Raw genomic sequence first — 21855 nt, forward strand, 5'->3', positions numbered from 1 at the left:
AGCCAAAGGCTTCGCATTTTTATCGGTAAATCAAGTTATCAATAATTGATAAGCTTAAATTTACTTAACGAACTCAACACCAAGTTTGATGTCGCCGTTTAATGTATCAAGCATTGCATCACGGGCATTAGCTTCAAATGCGCTAACATCGCCGTATGGTAATACTTTTTCTACGCCGTTTTTACCAAGTAATACAGGTTGTGCGAAGAAGTCAGCATGTTCACTGCCGCCATCAACATAAGCACATTCAACCACGTTAGCTTCGCCTTGTAGGCCGCGAACCAATGATAGGCCAAAGCGACATGCCGCTTGACCCATAGACAGAGTCGCACTACCGCCACCCGCTTTAGCTTCAACAACTTCAGTACCCGCATTCTGGATACGTGTTGTTAGCGCTGCAACTTCTTCATCAGTAAAGCTTACGCCTTCAACTTGTGAAAGAAGTGGCAGAATAGTCACACCACTGTGGCCACCAATAACGTTGATGTTTACATCAGCAACGTTTAGCCCTTTAAGGTCAGCGATGAAGGTTTCAGAGCGGATAACATCAAGTGTCGTCACACCGAATAAACGGTTCTTATCGTAAACACCTGCTTTTTTAAGTACTTCAGCCGCAATAGCAACAGTAGTATTTACTGGGTTAGTGATAACGCCAATTAATGCTTTAGGGCAAGTTGCCGCCACTTTTTCAATAAGGTTTCTTACGATACCCGCATTGATATTAAATAGATCTGAGCGATCCATACCAGGCTTACGCGCAACACCTGCAGAGATAAGAACAACATCAGCGCCAACTAGCGCAGGAGTTGGGTCTTCACCAGCAAAACCAGCCACTTTTACATCTGTAGGGATGTGGCTTAAGTCAACTGCAACACCTGGAGTAACAGGAGCGATGTCATATAAAGACAACTCTGAACCTGCAGGAAGTTGAGTTTTTAATAGTAAAGCTAAGGCCTGGCCGATACCGCCAGCAGCACCAAGTACAGCTACTTTCATGATGATCTCCAATTACGTTCTAGTGATTGACTTCAGTCTGGTCTGTGACACAGATCATGTTTTCTTGTGGCGTCACATTACTGGATCACAGCGAGGATTTCAATTATCCCTTAGTAGATCACACTAATTTCCTTATTCTATGATATGTATATAAATAATGACTAATTTAGCCAGTAATAGCTAAAATGAATTTTTATTCACCAATTTAGCTTATTTCTTGACTTGATGCGTTTATCTATTCAGAATGAGCTACTTTTTTGAATAAAATCTATTCTTTTTAAAAATTACTATAAGACGAAAAAAATATGCCAGCGACTAAGAATCAGGATGAACTCGTAAAGACGTTTAAGTCGATATTAAAGGAAGAGCGCTTTGGTAGCCAAAGTGAAATCGTAATCGCACTGCAAGCAGAAGGTTTTGGCAATATTAACCAGTCAAAAGTTTCCCGTATGCTAAGTAAGTTTGGTGCAGTACGTACCCGTAATGCTAAGCAAGAAATGGTATATTGTTTACCCGCTGAGTTAGGTGTGCCAACAGCAGGCAGCCCTGTTAAAAACTTGGTATTGGATGTGGATCATAACCAAGCGATGATCGTAGTCAGAACCAGCCCCGGCGCAGCGCAGCTTATTGCCCGATTATTAGACTCGATAGGTAAGCCTGAAGGGATTTTGGGGACTATTGCTGGTGATGACACTATCTTTATTTGTCCTTCAAGTATCAAAACCATTGATGATACCTTAGAAACGGTAAAATCACTGTTTGGCTATAGTGAATAGCCCTCTTAGCAAATAACACCTTCACGATTTATTGAGCCATTAAAAAAGCAGCCTTAGGCTGCTTTTTTGGTTTTAACAGTGCGTAAGTGTTAAATTGAGGCGATTTCAGCATCGGTGAGAAAACGCCATTCGCCTTCTTCTAAATCAGCATCAAGTTCAATTTCACCCACAGCTTCACGATGTAAATTGACCACCCGATTCCCCACAGCAGCAAACATACGCTTCACTTGATGGTACTTACCTTCGCTGATAGTTAATCTGGCATGGTATTCATCAATGATCTCTAGCAGCGCCGGTTTAGTTAAGCCGTCTTCACTTTTTAATTGGATCCCTTCGGCAAAGGTTTCCACCAATGCAGGATCAAGTGATGCAGCAGCTTCGATAAGGTAACGTTTACCGCAATCTTTTTTAGGTGAGGTGATTTTATGTGACCACTGGCCATCGCTGGTGATCAGCACCAAACCTGTGGTGTCCACATCTAAACGCCCAGCAATATGCAGGGTATCGACTTTTTCAATATCCATTAATCCCAACACCGATTGATATTCTTCATCAATGGTTGAGCAAATGGTATCAACAGGCTTGTGCATCATGATGTAGCGCTCGCCCACGATCTTAATTTGACGACCTTCGATACACACTTCAGTATCATCTTTCACTTTAAAGCTCGCGTCTTTAACCACGTCACCATTACAGGTCACTTCACCTGACTTGATAACTCTTTTTGCTAATGAACGAGTCAGCTCGGTGCTCTCGCAGATAAATTTGTCTAAACGCATATATAAAACCAAGTGAAAACTAATTGGTCGCTATTATGAGCTGTTGGCTAGCAAATAGAAAACGATAAATGGCCACTGTAACATTCTGGTAATTTTTAGTTACACAACACAGTCAATAAATGCTCAATTTATCACTAAAAGCCTAGCCTTAGCCCTTGTTAAGTGCCCCTGTTAAGACTTAACATGTTGGTCACATAAAACTGTCTTAAGGCAGTGAACAATAAAAACAGCTCAAAATTAAGGCCGATAAAAAGGCTTCACTCTTCAATGCATAGGGAAACAACATGAAAAAGCTAGTTATCGGTGGGCTTTGCGCCTCACTTATCGCAGGCCTTAGTGCCTGCAATTCAGATAAAGCAGTCACTGAATCCGCAGCACCAGAAGTCGCTAAAACAGAAACCGCAATTGCCGTTGAAAAAGCCCTTACCTCAGGTATTAGCTTTGACAATATGGACAAGTCAGTTCGCCCACAAGATGATTTTTACCTCTACGTAAATGGCGGCTGGTTAAACACCGCGGAAATCCCTGGTGACCGCACCAATATCGGCGCCTTTTACGACTTGCGCGAAAATGCCCGTGACGACGTTAAAGCCATCATCGAAGATGTCAGTGCAAACCCAGATCTTAAAATGGGTACTGATGAGCAAAAAGTGGCCGATCTTTACCGTTCATTTATGGATGTTGAAACCTTAAATAAATTAGGTATTAGCCCAATCCAAGCTGAATTTGCCCAAATTGCCGCGCTAAAAGATAAAAATGAATTAACCGCCTATTTTGGCGAAAGCCAAGTTAATGGTGGCGGCACACCATTAGCGTTTTATGTCAATGTTGATGCTAAAGATTCAAGCCGTTACGCCACCCATATTTGGCAATATGGTCTTAGCCTTCCTGAAAAAGATTACTACTTCAATGAAGAAGAGCGCTTCGTTAATATTCGTAGCAAATACCTTGAGCATATCGAGAAGATGTTTGACCTTGCCGGCCTTGAAAATGGCAAGCAAGCAGCGCAAACGGTTTTAGCATTAGAAACCGCTATCGCTGAGCAACATTGGGATGTAGTTGAAACCCGCGACAGCACTAAAACTTATAATCTTTATCAAGTTAAAGATTTAGCGACCTTAGCACCAGACATTAACTGGGATGGCTATTTAGCAGCCCTTGGTGGTGATAAGCAGTCTGACATCATCATTAACCAACCAAGCTTTATTGAAGGCATGAACCAAGTAATTAAAGACAATGATCTTAATACTTGGAAAACCTACATGACCTGGATGGCACTCACTCATAATGCGAGTCACTTATCTGAAGCGCTTGATAATGAAAACTTCGAGTTTTTCTCAAAAACACTTAATGGCCAAGAAGAGCAACAACCTCGCTGGAAGCGCGGCGTAAGCACAGTCAGTGGCACCTTGGGTGAAGTTGTCGGTAAAGTGTATGTAAAACGTCACTTTGTACCAGAAGCAAAAACCCGTATGAGCCAATTGGTTGAAAATTTACGTGGCGCTTACGGCACTAGCATCGAATCATTGGATTGGATGAGCGAAGACACTAAAGTTGCAGCTAAAGATAAGCTGGCTAAATTCAATCCTAAAATTGGTTACCCTGATAAGTGGGAAGACTACAGCAAACTCACTATTGCAGCCGATGATTTACACGGCAACATTAAACGTTCTGCGGTTGTTTCTCATAACAAAGATATCGCAAAACTTGGTCAGCCAATTGATAAAGGCGAGTGGCACATGACGCCGCAAACCGTTAATGCTTATTACAATCCAACCATGAACGAGATTGTCTTCCCTGCAGCTATTTTACAGCCACCATTTTTCAACCTTGAAGCTGATGACGCGGTAAACTACGGCGGCATTGGTGCAGTCATTGGCCACGAAATGGGCCACGGGTTTGATGATCAAGGCGCTAAATTTGATGGCGAAGGTAACATGCGTGATTGGTGGACTGAAGCTGATTTAAAAGCCTTTACCGCTAAGGGTAAAGCATTAATAACTCAGTACAATGGTTATCAAGTATTTGATGATTTACACGTTAATGGTGAGCTAACTTTAGGTGAGAACATCGGTGACTTATCTGGTGTAACCATCGCTTATAAAGCCTACAAAATGTCATTGAACGGTGAAGAAGCACCGGTCATTGACGGCTTAACGGGTGATGAGCGCTTCTTTATGGGCTTTAGCCAAATTTGGCGAGTAAAAATGAAAGAAGAAGCATTGCGTAACCGCGTTGCTACTGATCCGCATTCACCAGGTCACTTCCGTGCATTAGGCGCACTGTCTAATATGCCTGAGTTTTACCAGACTTATGGCGTAAAAGAAGGTGACAAGATGTTTATCGCCGCTGATGAGCGAGTAAAAATCTGGTAATCATTAACTTAAAGTCATTAGCTTGAGTAAAAAATCAATAAGGGCATCATTTGATGCCCTTATTATTTGGCGACATAAAGTACAACTGTGCGCCTTAAAAGCATTAGCCCGCAAAATCTACCTATTCCTAATCCATTGCCTCTTGAGCGCAGCGTTAAGACATTGCTTTTAACCACACCATAAACCGACATGGTATTCAGGTGTTATTCAGCTAATTAAAGCTAATCTAGCCCCATCAATTTCACGCAGATATTGAACTAAGGTGAATACTCAATGAGTCGAATTTTTAGAACCTTTATTATCTTTTTATTGTTGCTGACAAGCCGCAATGCCATTGCCGTAACGGTGGACACCAAACCCGTAAAGCCCACTTACGACTTTAGGCAAATTGTGAGTAACGATCTCGACAGCCTATTAGCGTTACAAAATACTCTCGGGGCGGCGCCGCAGCAATTTAGCCATGATTTAGATGCCTTGTTTGAGCGTGCCCCTGAGGCACAATCGGAGCTAAGCAATTTAGTGACTAAAATTAGCCAGCAAAATCAGGCTTACACGATTATTCCTAAAATAAAAAGCTACCAAAGAGCCCAGCAAAAAATCGCCCTTAAATTTGACGGTGATGCCAGCTACCTCACCGATATTGCCAGAGCAACCATTGTTACTAATGATGTTGCCAGCATGATGAGCGCTTATAAAGCCATTGTCGCACACGCTGAAGTCGTACAAGTTAAGAACCGCTTTGCCACTCCTAAAGCATCTGGTTACCGTGATTTAAACCTGCTGGTTAAACTGCCTCAAAGCCAAATGGTTGCTGAAGTGCAATTACACCTTAATAAGATTGCTGAAATTAAAAGCGGCCCAGAGCACCATGTCTACGAGCAAATTCAACACATCGAATTACAAGCTCAACGCCAACATAGACCCGTCAGTGAGCTTGAATTAATGCAAATTGTGAAACTGCGTCAAACTTCACACAAGCTGTATCACAAAGCGTGGTTAAGCTATAAACGTCAGAGTTTGGCAGAACTGCAAGCGGCATAAACTCTCAAATAAAGCACTAACTCGTTTAACGTTCGCCCCTGTACCCCTTGTTATTTACCTCCCCTTGGCACCTTTTTAAAAGGTGCTTTTTTTTGCCTAAAATAAAATCTGAATTGGTTAAAAGCGCCATTCAGGCTATACTCCCGCCATTATTGCCCGATGACTGGATACACTGATGAATGACATCATTGAAATGCTACAAGACTTGAGTGAAACGGTACCAGTACCACTCGAATTACCGACATTCGAGCAACTGGTAGAAGTGGAAGAACAAATTTTAATTTCACTGCCAAATGATTTAAAAGAATACTTATTATTTGCCAGTGATGTCATTTATGGCTCCATTGAAATGGTCACGGCATCAGATCCCTATTCACACACTTATTTACCTGAAGTGACCAGCTATGCCTGGTCTATCGGCATGCCAAGAGAATATATTGCTATCTGCCAGCAAGGCGATAACTTTTATTGTATCGACCAAGAAGGCAATGTGCGTCACTTCTATAAAGGTCGCATGGTCGACATTATGTGGGAATCATTGTGGGACTGGATCCAAGACATTTGGCTGAAACGAAAATAGCCTAAGTTTGACCAGCTAACATCATCAACGTACACAGTAAACCCATACCGTTACAGTATTAGAAAATTAGGAAACATCATGGCTAAATCAAACAACTTAAACGCAATTGAAATGCAGTGTTTACGGTTATCTTTAGGGTTAACGGTTGAGCAAATTGCTGAGTTAACTAAAACCACTCCTGAAGCGGTGATTGCTTGGGAAGCAGGTGAAACTGAAGCGCCTGTGGTTGCACAAAAGAAATTGCTTGAAATTGAAGACACCATTGAGATGCAAGTGCTTAACACCACTGACGGTATCGAAGCGTTATTTAAAACTGAACCTAAGCGCCGTTTAGCCTTTGTGGTTTACCCAACTCAAGCTATTTACACTCAGTACAATCCTGAGTTTTTAAGCTCACTGCCTTACACTGAGCTTTATAATACTGCGGCGTGGCGCATCAAAAAAGAATGCCAAATCGTACTTGATGTTGAAGTCAGCTTAGTGGCCTTAGAAGTGGAAAGCTACAAATCATTCCGTGCTGACAAGGGCATGAGTGAAAGCCGTGAGAGCCGCGCAAAATGGGCTGCAGCTCAGCTGTAAGCCCTTAAGCGAGCACTTTATGACATTAAAATGGGAAGCCTCTGGCTTCCCTTTTTATTGCTGACTTTTAGTGTCAGTTTTATCGGTGTAGCGATAGTGACATCACACTCACTCAATCAATGCGATCAAGTGTTACTCACTTTGGGCCGCCGCTTTGGCCGCTGCTGACTTTTTAAGTGCTGCCGCTAAGCTCGGGCTTTGTTGTAAACGGTCACGATAAGCGGTGAGTTTAGGCGGAATGGTTTGCTCAAACATAGTGGCCCACAATAACGTTTGCGCCAATAAAATATCAGCAATGGTTAACTCGCTGCCACAAAGATAGCCTGATTCTGGTACCCATAATTCAGCAATAGCCGCAGCACGATTAAACTCAAACTTTGCCACTGGCAACATGGCATCTAAACGCTGCTCATCTGGTAAAGCAAAGCGGTGCTTACCCATACTCCATAAAGGCTGCTCTAATTCACAAATAATAAAACTGACCCATTGATGATGTTTTGCTGACGCTGCGCTGCCAGGCATAGGTAAAAATCGGCCATTACCGTACTTTTCAGCCAAATATTGTAAAATAGCGGCTGACTCAGTTAACACCAGCTCACCATCCGTAATCACGGGCATTTTACCACTGGGGTTTAAGGCCAAATAGGCTTCAGCGCGGTTATCTCCTTTTGAAAAATCCACAAAGGAAAACTGCCACTCAATGCCTAGCTCTTCTAATAGCCAAGACACGCGTAATGCGCGACTTTGGGGCGTGCCATACAAAGTAATCATAATCTGTCCCTGTTTGATAAAGTAAGCTAATAACTGCCATAAAAAAGCGGCTTGCGCCGCTTGGTATTCATGCTGTAAACATTAGCCTAGTTTAATTAAAACTGGTAGCTAACTTTACCGTACCATAAGGCGCCGATGGCTGAATGAGTTGCTTGATCGTAACCCATGAAGTCAGCAGCACTAAATGGTGGTTCTTCATTAAACACGTTATTAGCACCCACAGTCAGTGACCAATGGTCAAAGCCAATATAAGTGACATTTAAATCCAAAGTAAGCATTGAATCAATTTGACCTGTGGCGCCTGCATCAACATTATCAGTGTATTCACCAATGTAGTTTAAGCGTGCGCTGGTTTGCCAGTCGGTATAACCCCAATCCATACCACCAATCCAGCGATATTCGGGATGTTGGTACTCGCCAGCTAACTCACGCGTTGAACCGTCTTCACGTACTTGATCAAAGCTATTGACCCAAGTCAGGTTATAGCTAAAGCCAAACTCACCAGCAGAGTCGGTATTCAATACATATTTGACATCAAAATCGACACCGTCTGTAGATTGACTACCTAAGTTGCCAAATTGGTCATAAATTTCAATAATGCGCCCGGGAACATTAGTCGATGAAGGTTCACGCTTAACCACATTGGCATTATCACCTTGGGTATCGACTAAGTATTGGGTATCAGAGGTGATCAAACCATCTTGATCGTAATTCCAGTAATCCACCCCGACACTTAAACCATCAGTGATTTCCCAAACACCGCCCACGTTATATGAGGTCGACTCTTCAGGTTGTAAATTAGGGTTACCAGAAAATATCACCGTACGCTCTTGGGCAGTACAATCTTCTTCTAAGCCCGTTAATGGACAACGTGTGGTATCCACTAAACCAGGTGACTCCTGAGAAGGACCTAAACCTAATTGCACCAGTGATGGCGCTCTAAACGCTTCGCCCCAACTGGCGCGCAATGTGAGGTTATCAAGCGGGGTATAACGCAGTGCTATTTTAGGGTTAGTGGTATCACCAAAGTCGCTGTAATCTTCATAACGCAGCGCTAATTGCGCTTCTAAACGCTCAAAAATCGGTACCGCTAACTCAATAAATAATGAAGTTTGATCGCGTTCACCTGCAGCTTCTGTGGCTTCAGTACCAAAAATTTCACCACGCTTAAACAGCTCATCAGGATTATCTGACAATGACTCTTCACGGTACTCAAAACCGACCGCCATGGCTAAACTGCCCGCAGGCATATCCATTAAGTCGCCACTGATTTTACCGTCGAAAGCATTGGTGGTTGATTTACCACTTCGGGTGGTATTAACACTGATATCGTCAATCACAGTGCCTTGCTGGGTCGTCGCTAACGGGTTAAACGCGCCTGAGTTTATGGCCTCTTGTAAACGTGGCGTCCACACAAAGCCTTGCTCACCAAATTCAAGGTTACGGTTATAAGAATAGGTGTAAGCTAATTCCCATTCCCAGTCAGACAACATACCATTTAAGCCTAACACCACACGGGCGCTATCTGATTCTGATGATTTTTGTCGCGGCCCAGTTTCAGTTAAACGCCGACGCATGGTCAAGTCTTCACCAGGAAACGGATTAATAGCTGCGCCACTAGCAAACAGTGGGTTATCGTTGAGCATGTAAAACTCACCAAAAGATGGGCTGGCAGCGCCTTTAATCACACTTTCATTATGCTGATACATAAGCTCAGCAAATAGACTTAAATCATCATTAAATTCATAGTTTTGAAATACTGATAAGCCCATGCGGCTCGACTCTGGCACTGAGGTCATTTCTGGCGCGTAATCATAGCGGCAGTAACTGCCTTTAACACTATCAGCGGGACAATTAACATCAGGGGTCCAGCCAAACAAGTCTGATTTAGGGGTAATTGAGCCATCCATACCAATGGTTGCAGGAATGTATGAACCAGGGTTACCCGCAGACGATCTAAAGTCGCTACCGCCATTTGCAGTTTGATCTGCTGAACGTGAATAATCACGATCGGCAAATAAGGTTTCACGCTCTTTAAAATAATCAAAAATTACTGTGGTATGAGACTTTCCATTCGCCGCTTCCGTGCCCCACAAAATAGAGCCAGCTTGCTGACCACCGCCATCTTCAACGGTTTCAGCAATCTTGCCGTTAACCTCAAAGCCTTCGAAATCTTTTTTCATGATGATGTTTATCACACCAGCAATCGCATCTGAACCATAGGTTGCAGAAGCGCCGTCTTTAACGATATCAATTCGCTTAACTGCAGAAATCGGAATTGAATTTATATCAACAAAGGCAGTATCAATTGATTTTGCAAACGACGATACCGCAATACGGCGACCGTTTAATAACACCAAGGTGGCATCAGCGCCAAGACCACGAAGTGACACAGCTGCGCCACCATTAGCAGTGTCATCTGAATTGTTACCTTGGGTAGAAAAAGTACCACTACCCGATACAGGCAGTTTACTGAGCAGTTGTGAAATATCTTGAGCGCCAGAACGGGCAATATCTTCAGCGCTTAACACCGTCATTGGTGAAGCCCCTTCGAGATCGGTCCGTTTAATATGAGTACCAGTAACTTCAATGCGTTCGACTTCGGGTTCGGCAGCAAAAGCGGTCTGGGTTAAAAGCGTTGGGGTGAGCATAAGTGATACGGCAGTAGCGCAAGCGCTCCGCCAGAATTGAGGTCGTGACATAATTATCCCTAATTTAAAATATTAACTTGTTTAGACTCAACATCATTTTTAAGTCTGGTTTAGCTGAACTCTTTCGATTGAGTTTCTAATACCGCGCAGTACATTAGTACTTCGCAATACACTAACCTAAGTAATTTCCACAGGATGTCAACGATTGATTTTTAGGCAAATGTAACAAATCGTACCAGTAAGCCATTAATTTGCTATATTCAACTATTGATAAAGTGTGACATAGTCATTATCAATTTAAACAATAAGATAGTGTAATAAGCAGCTATTTCATGCCTGCCCCATGACGTGAAGAATAACGAGACAAATAATGACAACAGCTCAGCCAGCAACAAGCCGCTCTAGCCGATTTGCCACCCTCTTTGCCAGCCTAGGGCCGGGGATTTTAATGGCTGCAGCGGCCATTGGCGCCTCTCATTTGGTGGCATCAACCCGTGCTGGCGCCGAGTTTGGTTGGCAATTAGCTTGGGTTGTTCTCGCAGTCAATATTCTTAAGTACCCTTTCTTTGCTGCGGGTGCTCGCTATACCGCTGCCACCAACGAAAGCTTACTCCATGGCTATTTAAAGCAAGGTCGTGGCTACCTGCTGATGTTTACCTGTTTAAATACCATTGCTGCCATTGCCAGCACTGCCGGTGTGTGTATGTTAACCGCAGCCATGCTAACCCAGTTTGTGCCGCTGCCCATTGATATACTGGCTTTTTTGGTCTTAGTCAGCTCGCTGGCATTATTGATCCTCGGTCATTATCAGTTACTCGATAAACTGACTAAAGTCATCATGCTAGCCCTGACATTAACCACGCTAATCGCTGTGACATTAGCTTTTAATCACTCAGCAGGAACGGTTGCAACTGTGCCCAGTGAATCACCTTGGCAATGGGCTTATGTGGGTTTCTTAGTGGCAATGATGGGCTGGATGCCAGCGCCAATTGAAGTCAGTGCCTGGAACTCTTTATGGCTATTGGAAAAGCAAAAAACACAAACCGTCACCAGTAAGCAAGCCATCTTTGACTTTAACTTAGGCTTTATTGTCACCGCTATTTTAGCGATTGTGTTTCTCGCCCTAGGGGCACTGGTTATGCATGGTAGTGGTGAGCAATTTGCCAGCTCTGGGGCTAAATTTGCCAGCCAGCTGATCGATTTATACAGCGATGTTATGGGCCAAGAAAGTCGTTATTTGATTGCCCTTGTCGCTTTTTTATGTATTTTCAGTACCACAGTAACCGTGATTGATGGTTACAGTAGAACCTTAGATATTGGCTGGCAGCTTTTAACCCATAAACCAGACTGCTCGGCACGATTAACCCGAGTTATGTTGCTGGTTTCCGCCTTCGCAATGGCTTTAATTTGGTTCTTTAAAGGCGCCCTATTACCACTGCTTGAGTTTGTTATGACCCTAGCATTTATGACCACGGTTATTTTTGCTTGGCTTAATTATCGCTTGATGACCAGTAATTCATTACCTGAAGAACATCGATATGGTTTGAAAATGAAAATATTATCTTGGTTTGGTTTAACCTATTTAGTCGGTTTCTCAGCTGTATTTATTTACTGGAAATTAATTCTATAATCGCTTTTTAAAAGCAAATTTAACCAGTTACAATGTCAATAAGTCAGTCACAATAAGCCATAGCATGAACTGGCATATCCGCATCATAATTATGAGAGAGCGGATCTGTGGGTAGATAATCTGACCTAATGCCCTCAACTCAGGTATAATCACTGTTCAATGTGTTTTAAGCCTAAAGCGATGTGATAGTAATATCGTTCAGGTAACTTTAAACATAAGCACTTACTTTACCAGCGCAGCCGCGCCCAGAGACCTTTATGATTAACAATGACATCCTTCGCCGCCTTCGTTTTGTATTTGATTACTCAAATGCCAAAATGACTAAAATCTTCGCTCAAGCAAATGTTGAAGTCAGCAATGACGAAATCATTAGCTTATTAAAGAAAGAAGAGGAAGAAGGTTATAAAGCTTGTAATGACAAATTAATGTGTCAGTTTTTAGATGGCTTTATCATCGAAAAACGTGGTTTACGTGAAGGTAGTGAAGTACCTGCACCGCTAAAAGATCTAACCAACAACTTAATTTTCAAGAAATTACGTATCGCATTAGAACTTCGTGAAGATGACATTATTGAGCTGATTGGTTCTGCTGACTTGGCTATTGGTAAGTCTGAATTAGGCGCGTTATTCCGTAATCCTAGCCATAAAAACTACAAAACCTGTGGCGATCAGATTTTACGTAACTTCCTTAAAGGTTTATCACTTAAACATCGCGGAATGTAATATTTTCCTTAGCGTTTAAGCTTCCTTATTTAATGCACAGCTTAGGCTGTGCATTTTTATTTGTATCAATAAGGCCTATCTGGCGATGCCAGCTCATCCCAATAAATGGCTTGTTTAAAATGCTGGGCTAAGCGTTGATTAAGTTTGTCAAAATTTGAAATCGCCACCTCTTGACCGCTAATGCAAGACCACACAAACCGATGACAGTTATTATTGAATAGCTCATACTCACGATATTGAAATAATGATTGCTGCGCCCTTTCTAGCGCCTCAGGAGCTACAAGGGGTTGATGAAGATGATTACAAGCTTGAAAAATCCGGCTGCCACTGCGGCTTTTTAAAAAGCGCGCCGACGAAATAGGCCTAATTAAGCCACTGCCATGTAACTCCACCAAGCTATTATCCCCAAGCCACACGCCTGTATGTTCAATGACCCCAAATACAAAACAGCACACGATGGCCCCAGGCTCTGGGCTTACCTTGACCTTATTATGATGCAATATACTTGGCAGTAATGGGCTGAAATTGTTGTCATCAGGCACCGCTGGCGCACGACCTAAATAGCGTTGTCTATGGAGCAATTGACGCTTTTTGTGCTCGTCAGCCACCAGCATTGCTGTGATTGCTGCGCTGCCTAACAAGATAAAAGGAACTGCCATAACACCCCGATATGTAAAACACCTTAAAATCATCATGGCAGAACCGCGCTAAATTACGCCGCTAAAAATGTAACCAACTTTGTCAAAATCACAGCTGATTGTGTGGATTATCTAAAACCTCAGTAAATACATCCACATGACTTTTAAGCCTTTACCATAAAGGTAAATAGCCAATGCCTAAAAAAACATCAATAAAAATCTGTGATTAGGCTCACTTAACAGACCACAATAAAATCAAGATGTGATAACCTGCACCGATAACAAGATACGTCTACGATTAACAACAAAATTCTATCTTTGAGATAAAAATTAACTAACTGTAGATAAAAATAACTGCAATACGTCACTGACAATAAGGTTTCCAATGGACGAGAATAAACGCCCTCTCTATCTTCCTTTCGCAGGTCCAGCGATTCTTGAATCTCCTATGCTCAATAAAGGCACTGCTTTTAGCGAAGAAGAACGCATTTACTTTAACCTTGAAGGGCTTATCCCTTGGGTGGTTGAAACTATCGATGAGCAAGCATCGCGTGCTTATGATCAATATAAAAACTTTACTAACGATCTCGATAAGCATATTTACCTGCGTAATATTCAAGATACCAACGAAACGCTTTTTTATCGTTTAGTGCGTAATCACATCAGTGAAATGATGCCAATCATCTATACCCCTACGGTAGGCTTAGCGTGTGAGCGTTTTTCTAAAAACTATCGCCGTAACCGTGGTCTGTTTATCTCGTATTCCAATAAAGACCGTATTGATGACATCCTCAATAACTCGACCCGTCATAAAGTAAAAGTCATTGTGGTAACCGATGGCGAGCGCATTTTAGGCTTAGGCGATCAAGGTATTGGTGGCATGGGGATCCCCATTGGTAAATTATCTTTATACACCAGTTGTGGCGGGATCAGTCCGGCGTACTGCTTGGCGATCACCTTAGATGTCGGCACTGACAACCCTCATTTACTAGAAGACCCTATGTATATGGGCTGGCGCCACCAGCGTATTGGCGGTGAAGAATACGCTGAGTTTGTTGAAGAGTTTATGCAAGCGGTTAGTCGTCGCTGGCCTGAAGCATTAATCCAATTCGAAGATTTTGCTCAGAAAAATGCCATGCCATTACTTGAGCGCTACAAAGATAGATTCTGTACCTTTAATGATGATATTCAAGGTACTGCAGCAGTGACTGTAGGTTCATTACTAGCAGCCTGTAAAGCTGCAAACACGCAATTATGTAAGCAAAGAGTCGCCTTTTTAGGCGCTGGTAGTGCCGGCTGTGGTATTGCTGAAGCCATTGTGGCGCAAATGGTTGCTGAAGGTATTAGCGACGAGCAAGCACGCTCACAAGTGTTTATGGTCGACCGCTGGGGACTGTTACTTGATAACATGCCAACCCTGTTAGGCTTCCAGCAAAAACTGGCACAAAAAACCGCTAATATTGAAAACTGGGACGGATTTAGCGATCACATTTCATTACTTAATGTGGTTAATAATGCCAAGCCAACTGTGCTTATTGGCGTATCTGGTGCGCCAGGTTTATTTACCGAAGAAATAATCAAAGCCATGCATAGCCATTGCAAGCGCCCGATTGTATTCCCGCTATCTAATCCAACCAGCCGCGTTGAAGCAACGCCTAAAGATGTGCTGCATTGGACCAATGGCCAAGCACTTGTGGCTACCGGTAGCCCGTTCGAACCAGTTGTAATTGAAGAAGAAACCTTTGAAATTGCTCAATGTAACAATAGCTTTATCTTCCCCGGTATTGGCTTAGGCGTATTAGCAAGTGGCGCAACTCGGGTATCAGATGAAATGCTGATGGCATCAAGTCGTGCGCTGGCAGAGTGTTCACCCCTTGGTCAAAATGGTACCGGCTCATTACTGCCAAGACTGGAAGACATTCAGCAAGTGAGCAAATATATTGCTTTTGCAGTGGCTAAAAAAGCTATCGAGCAAGAATTAGCCCTACCTTGTCCAGATGAATTACTGCAACAACAAATTGAAAGTAATTTCTGGGAACCTGAATATCGCCGTTACAAACGCACCGCGTTCTAACTACTGCCAAGACGGGAAGACATTCAGCAAGTGAGCAAATATATTGCTTTTGCAGTGGCTAAAAAAGCTATCGAGCAAGAATTAGCCCTACCTTGTCCAGATGAATTACTGCAACAACAAATTGAAAGTAATTTCTGAAAACCTGAATATCGCCGTTACAAACGCACCGCGCTCTAACAGATAACAGACCAAAAAAAGCAATGCTGAGGCATTGCTTTTTTTATCGATAATTAACCTGCTACAGTCGGCTAATTTGTTATTTGCGTTTAATCATTGGCAAAACGGGCTAAAAAATCTAGCGAAGGCGCGAAGAATGATGAGCCGGTTAATGCCTTGGTAAACTGCATCAAATGATCATGATTACCATGGCCGTCACCATGCACCATACTGCGAAGCATTTCTTCAAAGTTGGTCGGCGTGCGACAGGTGGAAATAAACATTAACCCTTGTTCTTTAAGCGACCCAAATGGCATGCTCTGACGCAATATCTCCATTGAGTTACCTTGGGCATCTTTTAAATTAACTCGCTTAATATGGCTGGTTAACGGCTTATCTTCAGAGGCGTATTCAATATCATCTTGCTTGGTACGACCAATGATATCTTCTTGTTTTTTATTCGGTAAACGATTCCATTTACTTAAGTTGTGGGCATACTTTTGCACATGAATATAACTGCCACCTTTAAAGCTGGCATCCTCATCATCAACTAAAGCCACTTGCTGACGATTACGGCCTTTCGGGTTTTCGGTGCCATCAACAAAACCAGTTAAGTCACGGCTATCCATAAAGCGGAAGCCACGCTCTTCTTCAATCAGCTCAACCAAGCCTTCAAACATTTGGTTGATTTCATTGGCCACTAGATGAAGGATGTCGTAACGATCGCAACGAATATGCACAAATAAATCATATTCAATGGCTGGCGCATCACGATTTTCAGCTTGCATCGCTGGGAATGGACGCAAATGTTTAGGACGTTGTTCACTATAAAGTGAATCCCAATAGTTAGCGCCAATAGCTACAAAGCCATTAAAGGCACTATCTGCATATTGATCTGTGAGCTCATAGATGTATTGAGCAACATTGGCTAAACAAGGGCGTAATTGAGCTTCAACAGCGTCATTTGCATTAAACATCAAATAGACGCTATGCAAATTACCTTCGGCACAAACCCCTAACTGTTCGCGAGGCATATTCTGATTTTCCATGTTGGAATCAATCACCTTTATCAAATATAAGAGAGCATAATTGTAAGGTAATTGAGCAATTAATTCCTTGTGCTCAAGCTCAATTTTTTAACAACTTTGATACGCATCACTAAAAAATAACCAGTGAATGTGGCGAGATTGATAAATTGACTTTCAGACCTAAGGTCAGTTCAGTTAATTGGCTTCTAACTTCGAGCGTTTGTTGTCCTACCTTAACCCAATAATGACAAATTGTACCTAGAAAACGACGCTCAATAATTTCACCATGGCCTTGAGAAGCAGGTTGTAGATCAATCTGTTGCGGTCTAAGTAGCAACTGGCCTTGATAGTTAGCAGCTTGAGATAACTCAGAGGTACTTTCAATTAATCCCAGAATAGATGACACTTGCTGCTGATTTTTCACCATCACAGATAAATAATTACCCGCACCAAGAAAATCAGCCACATAACGCTCTTTAGGGTGAGCATAGAGGGTTTCAGCTAAACCGTGTTGTACAATGGCGCCATCTTTAAACAATGCCAGCTTATCAGCAAACACAAAGGCCTCATCTTTACTGTGGGTCACAAACACCGCACTGACATTACGCTGTTTTAATATTTGCCTGATCTCTAACATCATTTCATTTCGTACTTGGGCATCAATGTTAGAAAACGGTTCATCAAGTAATAATAATTCAGGCTCATAGGCTAATGCACGAGCAATAGATACCCGTTGCTGTTGTCCACCTGATAACTCATGGGGGTAACGCGACTCTAGCCCTTCAAGCTTGACCAGTTGTAGCATCTCTTCAAGCCGGGCTTTACGTTGACTATTATCCAGCCCATTGACCCCAAATAACACATTCTCACTGACAGTTAAGTGCGGAAATAAGGCATAGTCTTGGAAAATCATTCCAATGCCGCGATGTTCACTGGCAACAAACGTGTTATCACCACTTAAACACTCACCATTAATTGAAATACAGCCCTGGCTGATGGCCTGTAAACCTGCAATAGCACGTAATAAGGTGGTTTTTCCGCAACCACTTGGGCCAAGCAGTGCAACGATTTCACCTTGTTCTAAAGTGAGATCGAGCCCTTTAAGAATCACCTGTCCTTGGTAGTCACTTTTTACATTTTGAATGGTCAATGTGGACATATTAGCTCTCTTGCTCCAATGAACGGTTTAGATAAATCAATGGCACTAACCCAACTAACACAATCACGATAGCAGCCAAAGCGCCATGTTCGAGTTGTTCATCGGAGACAAACTGGAATACATAGGTGGCGAGGTTTTCAAAACCAATGGGTCTTAACAATAGCGCTGCGGGTAGCTCTTTCATGCTTTCAATAAACACTAATAATGCCCCTGCAAAAATGCCTTTGCGTAGCAGCGGTAAATGCACTCGCCATAATAACTTAGTCGGCTTTTGCCCCATGGTAATACTGGCCATATCCAAGGAAGGCGAAATACGTTTATAGCTGTTTTCAATGCTGCCAATAGATATCGCCACAAAGCGAACGCAAAAAGCAAAAATTAGCGCGATAACGCTACCGGTAAATAACAATCCTGGGCCGCGCGCACCAAAATAGTCATAGACATCATTTATAGCAAAATCTAAATACGTTAATGGCACCAACACGCCAATAGCCAGCACTGTGCCTGGTATGGCATAGCCTGTGCTACTTAATCGTGAAGGTAATAGGTCTGCCCGACGGGGGCTTACGCGCCTAACAAACATCAACACTAATGCCAGTAGCACACATATAAAACTCACGACGAGGGCAATATACAAACTGTTGAAACTGTATTGCCAAAACTGGCTGTTCCAGCTCTGGTCAAAGTAGTCGATGGCGTAGCCGCTTAATACAATAAAAGGTAATAAAAACGCGAGACCAATCAGCAGGCTACAATAGCCAAAGGCGAGCCAAGCTTTAACACCTTTTAGCTGGTATCTGTCTGATTCAGTTAACCTAGACTGCTTTTGATATAACTCTTGTTTGCGTCTGGCAAATCGCTCAAAACCCACCATGGCAAAAATCACCAGCAACATAATGGCTGATAATTTTGCTGCTGCCGATAAGCTGCCATAACCCAGCCAAGTGTCGTATACCGCAGTGGTTAAGGTTGGCACCGCAAAGTAACTCACTGTAGCAAAATCGGCAGCGGTTTCCATGGCCACTAATGCCATCCCTACTGCAAGTGCCGGCCTTGCCATTGGCAGGCCTAAACGCCAAAAGCTTTTCCACGGGCTACAGCCCATAATTCTAGAGGCGTGCAATAGGCTGGAAGATTGCTCCATAAAAGCCGTTCTGGCTAATAAATAGATATAAGGAAATAACACCAATGACAGCATAATTGCTGCGCCGGTTAGGCTGCGAATATCAGGGAAATAATAATCTTGCGGTGATGTCCAGCCAAACACTTGCCTTAGCAACTTTTGTACAGGACCGGCGTAATCAAGCATGTCGGTATACACATACGCGACAATATAAGCAGGCATTGCCAGTGGCAATAGCAGCGCCCATTGAAAGTAACGTCTGGCGGGGAAATGACAACGAGCTACCAACCAAGCGGCTGGCACTGCAATAACTAAGGAACCGACACAGACCTTCAGCATCAGCAATAGGCTGTTACTAATATAGGTCGGTAAAACGGTGTCAATTAAGTGACTAAAAACAGCTTCGTCAGGGAGTGTAGCTTGTACTAAAAGTGCAAAAAGCGGCAAAATTAATATTACCGCAATTGCATAACCAGCGAACGACCAGCCTCTGGTTAAGCCTAAGATCATAAATACTTTCCAGTCTATGCCGCGTTATCGGTTAACGCGGCGAAATAAAGCATCCTTACAGATCAAATTTTACTTCATCAATTAGCTTCACTGCCGCTTGATGGTTTTCTGCTAGCTTAAAGATTGGAAGACTATCTGCATTGAAGTCCCCCCAAGAGGCTACCATGTCAGAAGGGGCAACATCGGCTTTTACCGGATATTCCATGTTGACTTCTGCGTAAAGACTTTGAGCTACATTAGATGATAAAAATTCCATCAATTTTATAGCATTATCTTTGTTTGGGGCAAACTTAGCTAGTGCCATACCTGAAACATTTATATGGGCACCGCGGTTATCTTGGTTAGGAAAGTTGATTTCCACTGATTCAGCCCAGCTTTTTTGCTTAGGGTCCTTAATCATCTTACCAAAGTAATAACTGTTACCTAAGGCGATATCACATAAACCTTCGTTTACCGCTTTAACTTGCGCGCGATCATTGCCTTGTGGTTTACGAGCTAAATTGGCTTTAAGCCCTTCTAACCACGTTTTGGTTTCAGCTTCACCGTGATGGGCAATCATTGAAGCAACCAGGGCAATGTTATAAGGGTGCTTGAAACTACGAGTACAGATTTTGCCTTTATATTGCTCAGAGGCTAAATCTTCATAATTAATATCTAGCTTACCTAAACGCTCTTTTGAAGAATAAACATTACGTACCCGCATGGTTAATGCGTACCAATCGTTACTCGGTGAGCGGTATTGGGCCGGGATATTGTGATTTAAAGTCTCGCTATTCACATCAACAACTAATTTTTTATCAACGAGTTCCATTAAACGAGAAAAGTCAGAGGTTAACACTAGATCTGCAGGAGATAAGCGCCCTTCACGAGCAATACGCTCAGCGATGCCATCTTTGGCAAAAACCACATTCACCTTGATGCCAGTCTGTTCGGTAAATTGCGCTAAAATGGGTTCTACTAGAAAAGCTTGACGATAAGAATAGATAGTAAGATCTTCAGCAGCGGTTGCTGAAATTGAACTTAGTGACGATACTGCTGCTAATCCTAACAGTGCCAGACGCTTAAACGACTTCATTCCAAATTCTCCTTGGCGTTGCGTTACTTTTTATCAGCATAATGGCCCCGTACAGGGGGACTTTCATAATACTAACGAGTAACTGCTTATAGAAATGATAACAGTTATCAATTGCGATAAGAGTAATAGATCACTATCTAAGGAGCAAGTATTGTTTAAGGATATAAGCTAACTAAGATTAAAATATATTTTTTAAATGTACTGCATTAATTACAGCTTCTGCGCTTTTCGCAGCAAGCGAATAAACAGTTTAGCCATTGATAATGCGAGTTACAGCAATGTTACTGCCGAAATACTAACAAGCTACAGCTCGCTAGTTACTCGCTAACGAAAGTCTATTTAAAAGCAGGCTACCAATATTTTTCGACGGTAATTTGCCCTGGTGCTCGACGTAGATTCTTCACTAACCCCTTTTCTATTAGTACCGTTTGCGCATCAGAAATCATTCCTGGATTACCACAAATAAGTACTTGTGAGTTATCTTGCGATAAGGTAACTCCAGCCGCTTGTTCAATGAGACCGCTACTTAACCCATCAGGGATACGACAAGATAAGCCGTCTTTATATTCTTCACGAGTGACAATAGGTATCAGTTCAAATTTTTCGGGATATTGTTGCTGCAGCGCTTGTAATTGGGGTAAATAAGCCAAGTCTGCAATCATCCGCACACCGTACACCAGCACCACTTTTTCAAACCGTTGCCACGGCTCTGCTGTTTCCATAATCGATATAAAAGGCCCCACGGCAGTGCCAGTTGCCAAAAACCACAAATCAGGGCCTTGAAGTGCCCCTGAGGGGATTTCATCTAAAGTCATAAAGCCTGATGCCTTGGTGGTTACTTCGATGTTATCGCCAATTTTAAGTGCCTGTAAATCTGGAGATAACTGACCATCTTCAACAGCGACGGCCAGCACTTCGACATAATCTTTACCGGGTGGGTTAACGATAGAGTAGGCTCTAGCAATGCGCTTATCGTCACGCATCTGACTCAGTTTAATAAACTGACCGGCAATAAATGGCTCAACATCGGCGCGAATACGCAGCGAAAACAACTTGTCATTCCAATCTATACGTTCAATTACAGTACCAGTTGTCCACATAGGGTAATTCCTTGATTTTAGATCTGCTATTTATCTACTGGCAGGGTCTTTAAACAACATTTGGCTAGACCTTACTGTATTAAACTATAGGT

The 21855-nt window shown here is 42.7% G+C and carries 18 protein-coding genes; 8 read left to right on the forward strand and 10 right to left on the reverse strand.

Annotation, left to right across the window (positions count from 1 at the left end; genetic code table 11):
* Positions 1-60: 60 nt before the first annotated feature.
* Positions 61-996, reverse strand: a complete 936-nt coding sequence (mdh, locus tag BCU94_RS00070) for a malate dehydrogenase (RefSeq protein WP_102438496.1) — start codon at positions 994-996, stop codon at positions 61-63.
* Between the two features lie 305 nt (positions 997-1301).
* Between mdh and argR the strand changes: the two genes are divergently transcribed.
* Positions 1302-1772 (forward strand): transcriptional regulator ArgR, encoded by a 471-nt coding sequence (gene argR / locus BCU94_RS00075; RefSeq protein ID WP_076539676.1) that lies wholly within the window; start codon positions 1302-1304, stop codon positions 1770-1772.
* Positions 1773-1861: 89 nt separating this feature from the next.
* Here the strand turns inward: argR and rsuA are convergent, their stop codons facing one another.
* Entirely contained in the window at positions 1862-2551 is a 690-nt protein-coding gene (rsuA, locus tag BCU94_RS00080; RefSeq protein WP_102438498.1) for a 16S rRNA pseudouridine(516) synthase RsuA, read from the reverse strand.
* Positions 2552-2835: 284 nt separating this feature from the next.
* Between rsuA and BCU94_RS00085 the strand changes: the two genes are divergently transcribed.
* The 4 genes from BCU94_RS00085 to BCU94_RS00100 all read left to right on the forward strand — a co-directional run bounded on the left by BCU94_RS00085 (position 2836) and on the right by BCU94_RS00100 (position 7126).
* The gene (locus BCU94_RS00085; protein WP_102475315.1) at positions 2836-4926 is read left to right on the forward strand and encodes a M13-type metalloendopeptidase; all 2091 of its coding nucleotides are present in this window, start codon (positions 2836-2838) and stop codon (positions 4924-4926) included.
* 273 nt (positions 4927-5199) lie between these two features.
* A complete protein-coding gene (locus BCU94_RS00090) occupies positions 5200-5967 on the forward strand; it encodes a RelA/SpoT domain-containing protein (RefSeq protein ID WP_102475316.1) in 768 nt (255 codons plus the stop codon).
* A 175-nt stretch (positions 5968-6142) separates the two neighbouring features.
* Entirely contained in the window at positions 6143-6547 is a 405-nt protein-coding gene (locus BCU94_RS00095) for an SMI1/KNR4 family protein (RefSeq protein ID WP_076539686.1), read from the forward strand.
* Positions 6548-6625: 78 nt separating this feature from the next.
* Complete coding sequence (locus BCU94_RS00100) at positions 6626-7126, forward strand: DUF4447 family protein (RefSeq protein ID WP_102438504.1); 501 nt, start codon at positions 6626-6628, stop codon at positions 7124-7126.
* A gap of 132 nt (positions 7127-7258) precedes the next feature.
* On the opposite strand, the gene BCU94_RS00105 is transcribed toward BCU94_RS00100, so the two are convergent.
* Both BCU94_RS00105 and BCU94_RS00110 read right to left on the reverse strand, forming a co-directional pair.
* A complete protein-coding gene (locus tag BCU94_RS00105) occupies positions 7259-7897 on the reverse strand; it encodes a glutathione S-transferase family protein (protein ID WP_102438506.1) in 639 nt (212 codons plus the stop codon).
* 95 nt (positions 7898-7992) lie between these two features.
* Complete coding sequence (locus BCU94_RS00110; protein ID WP_102475317.1) at positions 7993-10599, reverse strand: TonB-dependent receptor; 2607 nt, start codon at positions 10597-10599, stop codon at positions 7993-7995.
* A 319-nt stretch (positions 10600-10918) separates the two neighbouring features.
* Here BCU94_RS00110 and BCU94_RS00115 point away from each other — a divergent pair, with 319 nt between their 5' ends.
* Positions 10919-12178, forward strand: coding sequence for a divalent metal cation transporter (locus BCU94_RS00115; RefSeq protein WP_102475318.1), 1260 nt, complete (start codon positions 10919-10921; stop codon positions 12176-12178).
* 257 nt (positions 12179-12435) lie between these two features.
* The gene (locus BCU94_RS00120; RefSeq protein ID WP_076539695.1) at positions 12436-12900 is read left to right on the forward strand and encodes a DUF1456 family protein; all 465 of its coding nucleotides are present in this window, start codon (positions 12436-12438) and stop codon (positions 12898-12900) included.
* Positions 12901-12965: 65 nt separating this feature from the next.
* Here BCU94_RS00120 and BCU94_RS00125 read toward each other — a convergent pair whose 3' ends face one another.
* On the reverse strand, positions 12966-13559 hold the full coding sequence (locus BCU94_RS00125; protein WP_102438516.1) for a hypothetical protein: 594 nt from the start codon (positions 13557-13559) through the stop codon (positions 12966-12968).
* 364 nt (positions 13560-13923) lie between these two features.
* Between BCU94_RS00125 and BCU94_RS00130 the strand changes: the two genes are divergently transcribed.
* Positions 13924-15612 carry an NAD-dependent malic enzyme gene (locus BCU94_RS00130; RefSeq protein ID WP_102475319.1) on the forward strand — a complete coding sequence of 563 codons (1689 nt, stop codon included), beginning with the start codon at positions 13924-13926 and terminating at the stop codon, positions 15610-15612.
* A gap of 266 nt (positions 15613-15878) precedes the next feature.
* On the opposite strand, the gene BCU94_RS00135 is transcribed toward BCU94_RS00130, so the two are convergent.
* From BCU94_RS00135 to BCU94_RS00155, 5 genes are all read right to left on the reverse strand, one after another.
* Positions 15879-16817 carry a Dyp-type peroxidase gene (locus BCU94_RS00135; RefSeq protein WP_102438520.1) on the reverse strand — a complete coding sequence of 313 codons (939 nt, stop codon included), beginning with the start codon at positions 16815-16817 and terminating at the stop codon, positions 15879-15881.
* Between the two features lie 109 nt (positions 16818-16926).
* Positions 16927-17955, reverse strand: a complete 1029-nt coding sequence (locus tag BCU94_RS00140) for an ABC transporter ATP-binding protein (RefSeq protein WP_102438521.1) — start codon at positions 17953-17955, stop codon at positions 16927-16929.
* 1 nt (position 17956) lies between these two features.
* Positions 17957-19588 (reverse strand): iron ABC transporter permease, encoded by a 1632-nt coding sequence (locus BCU94_RS00145; protein WP_102438523.1) that lies wholly within the window; start codon positions 19586-19588, stop codon positions 17957-17959.
* A gap of 55 nt (positions 19589-19643) precedes the next feature.
* Positions 19644-20663 carry a Fe(3+) ABC transporter substrate-binding protein gene (locus BCU94_RS00150; protein ID WP_102438525.1) on the reverse strand — a complete coding sequence of 340 codons (1020 nt, stop codon included), beginning with the start codon at positions 20661-20663 and terminating at the stop codon, positions 19644-19646.
* 350 nt (positions 20664-21013) lie between these two features.
* On the reverse strand, positions 21014-21763 hold the full coding sequence (locus tag BCU94_RS00155; protein ID WP_102438527.1) for a ferredoxin--NADP reductase: 750 nt from the start codon (positions 21761-21763) through the stop codon (positions 21014-21016).
* Between the last annotated feature and the right edge of the window lie 92 nt (positions 21764-21855).

This window comes from Shewanella sp. 10N.286.52.C2 (assembly GCF_002874545.1).
Lineage (GTDB): Bacteria > Pseudomonadota > Gammaproteobacteria > Enterobacterales > Shewanellaceae > Shewanella.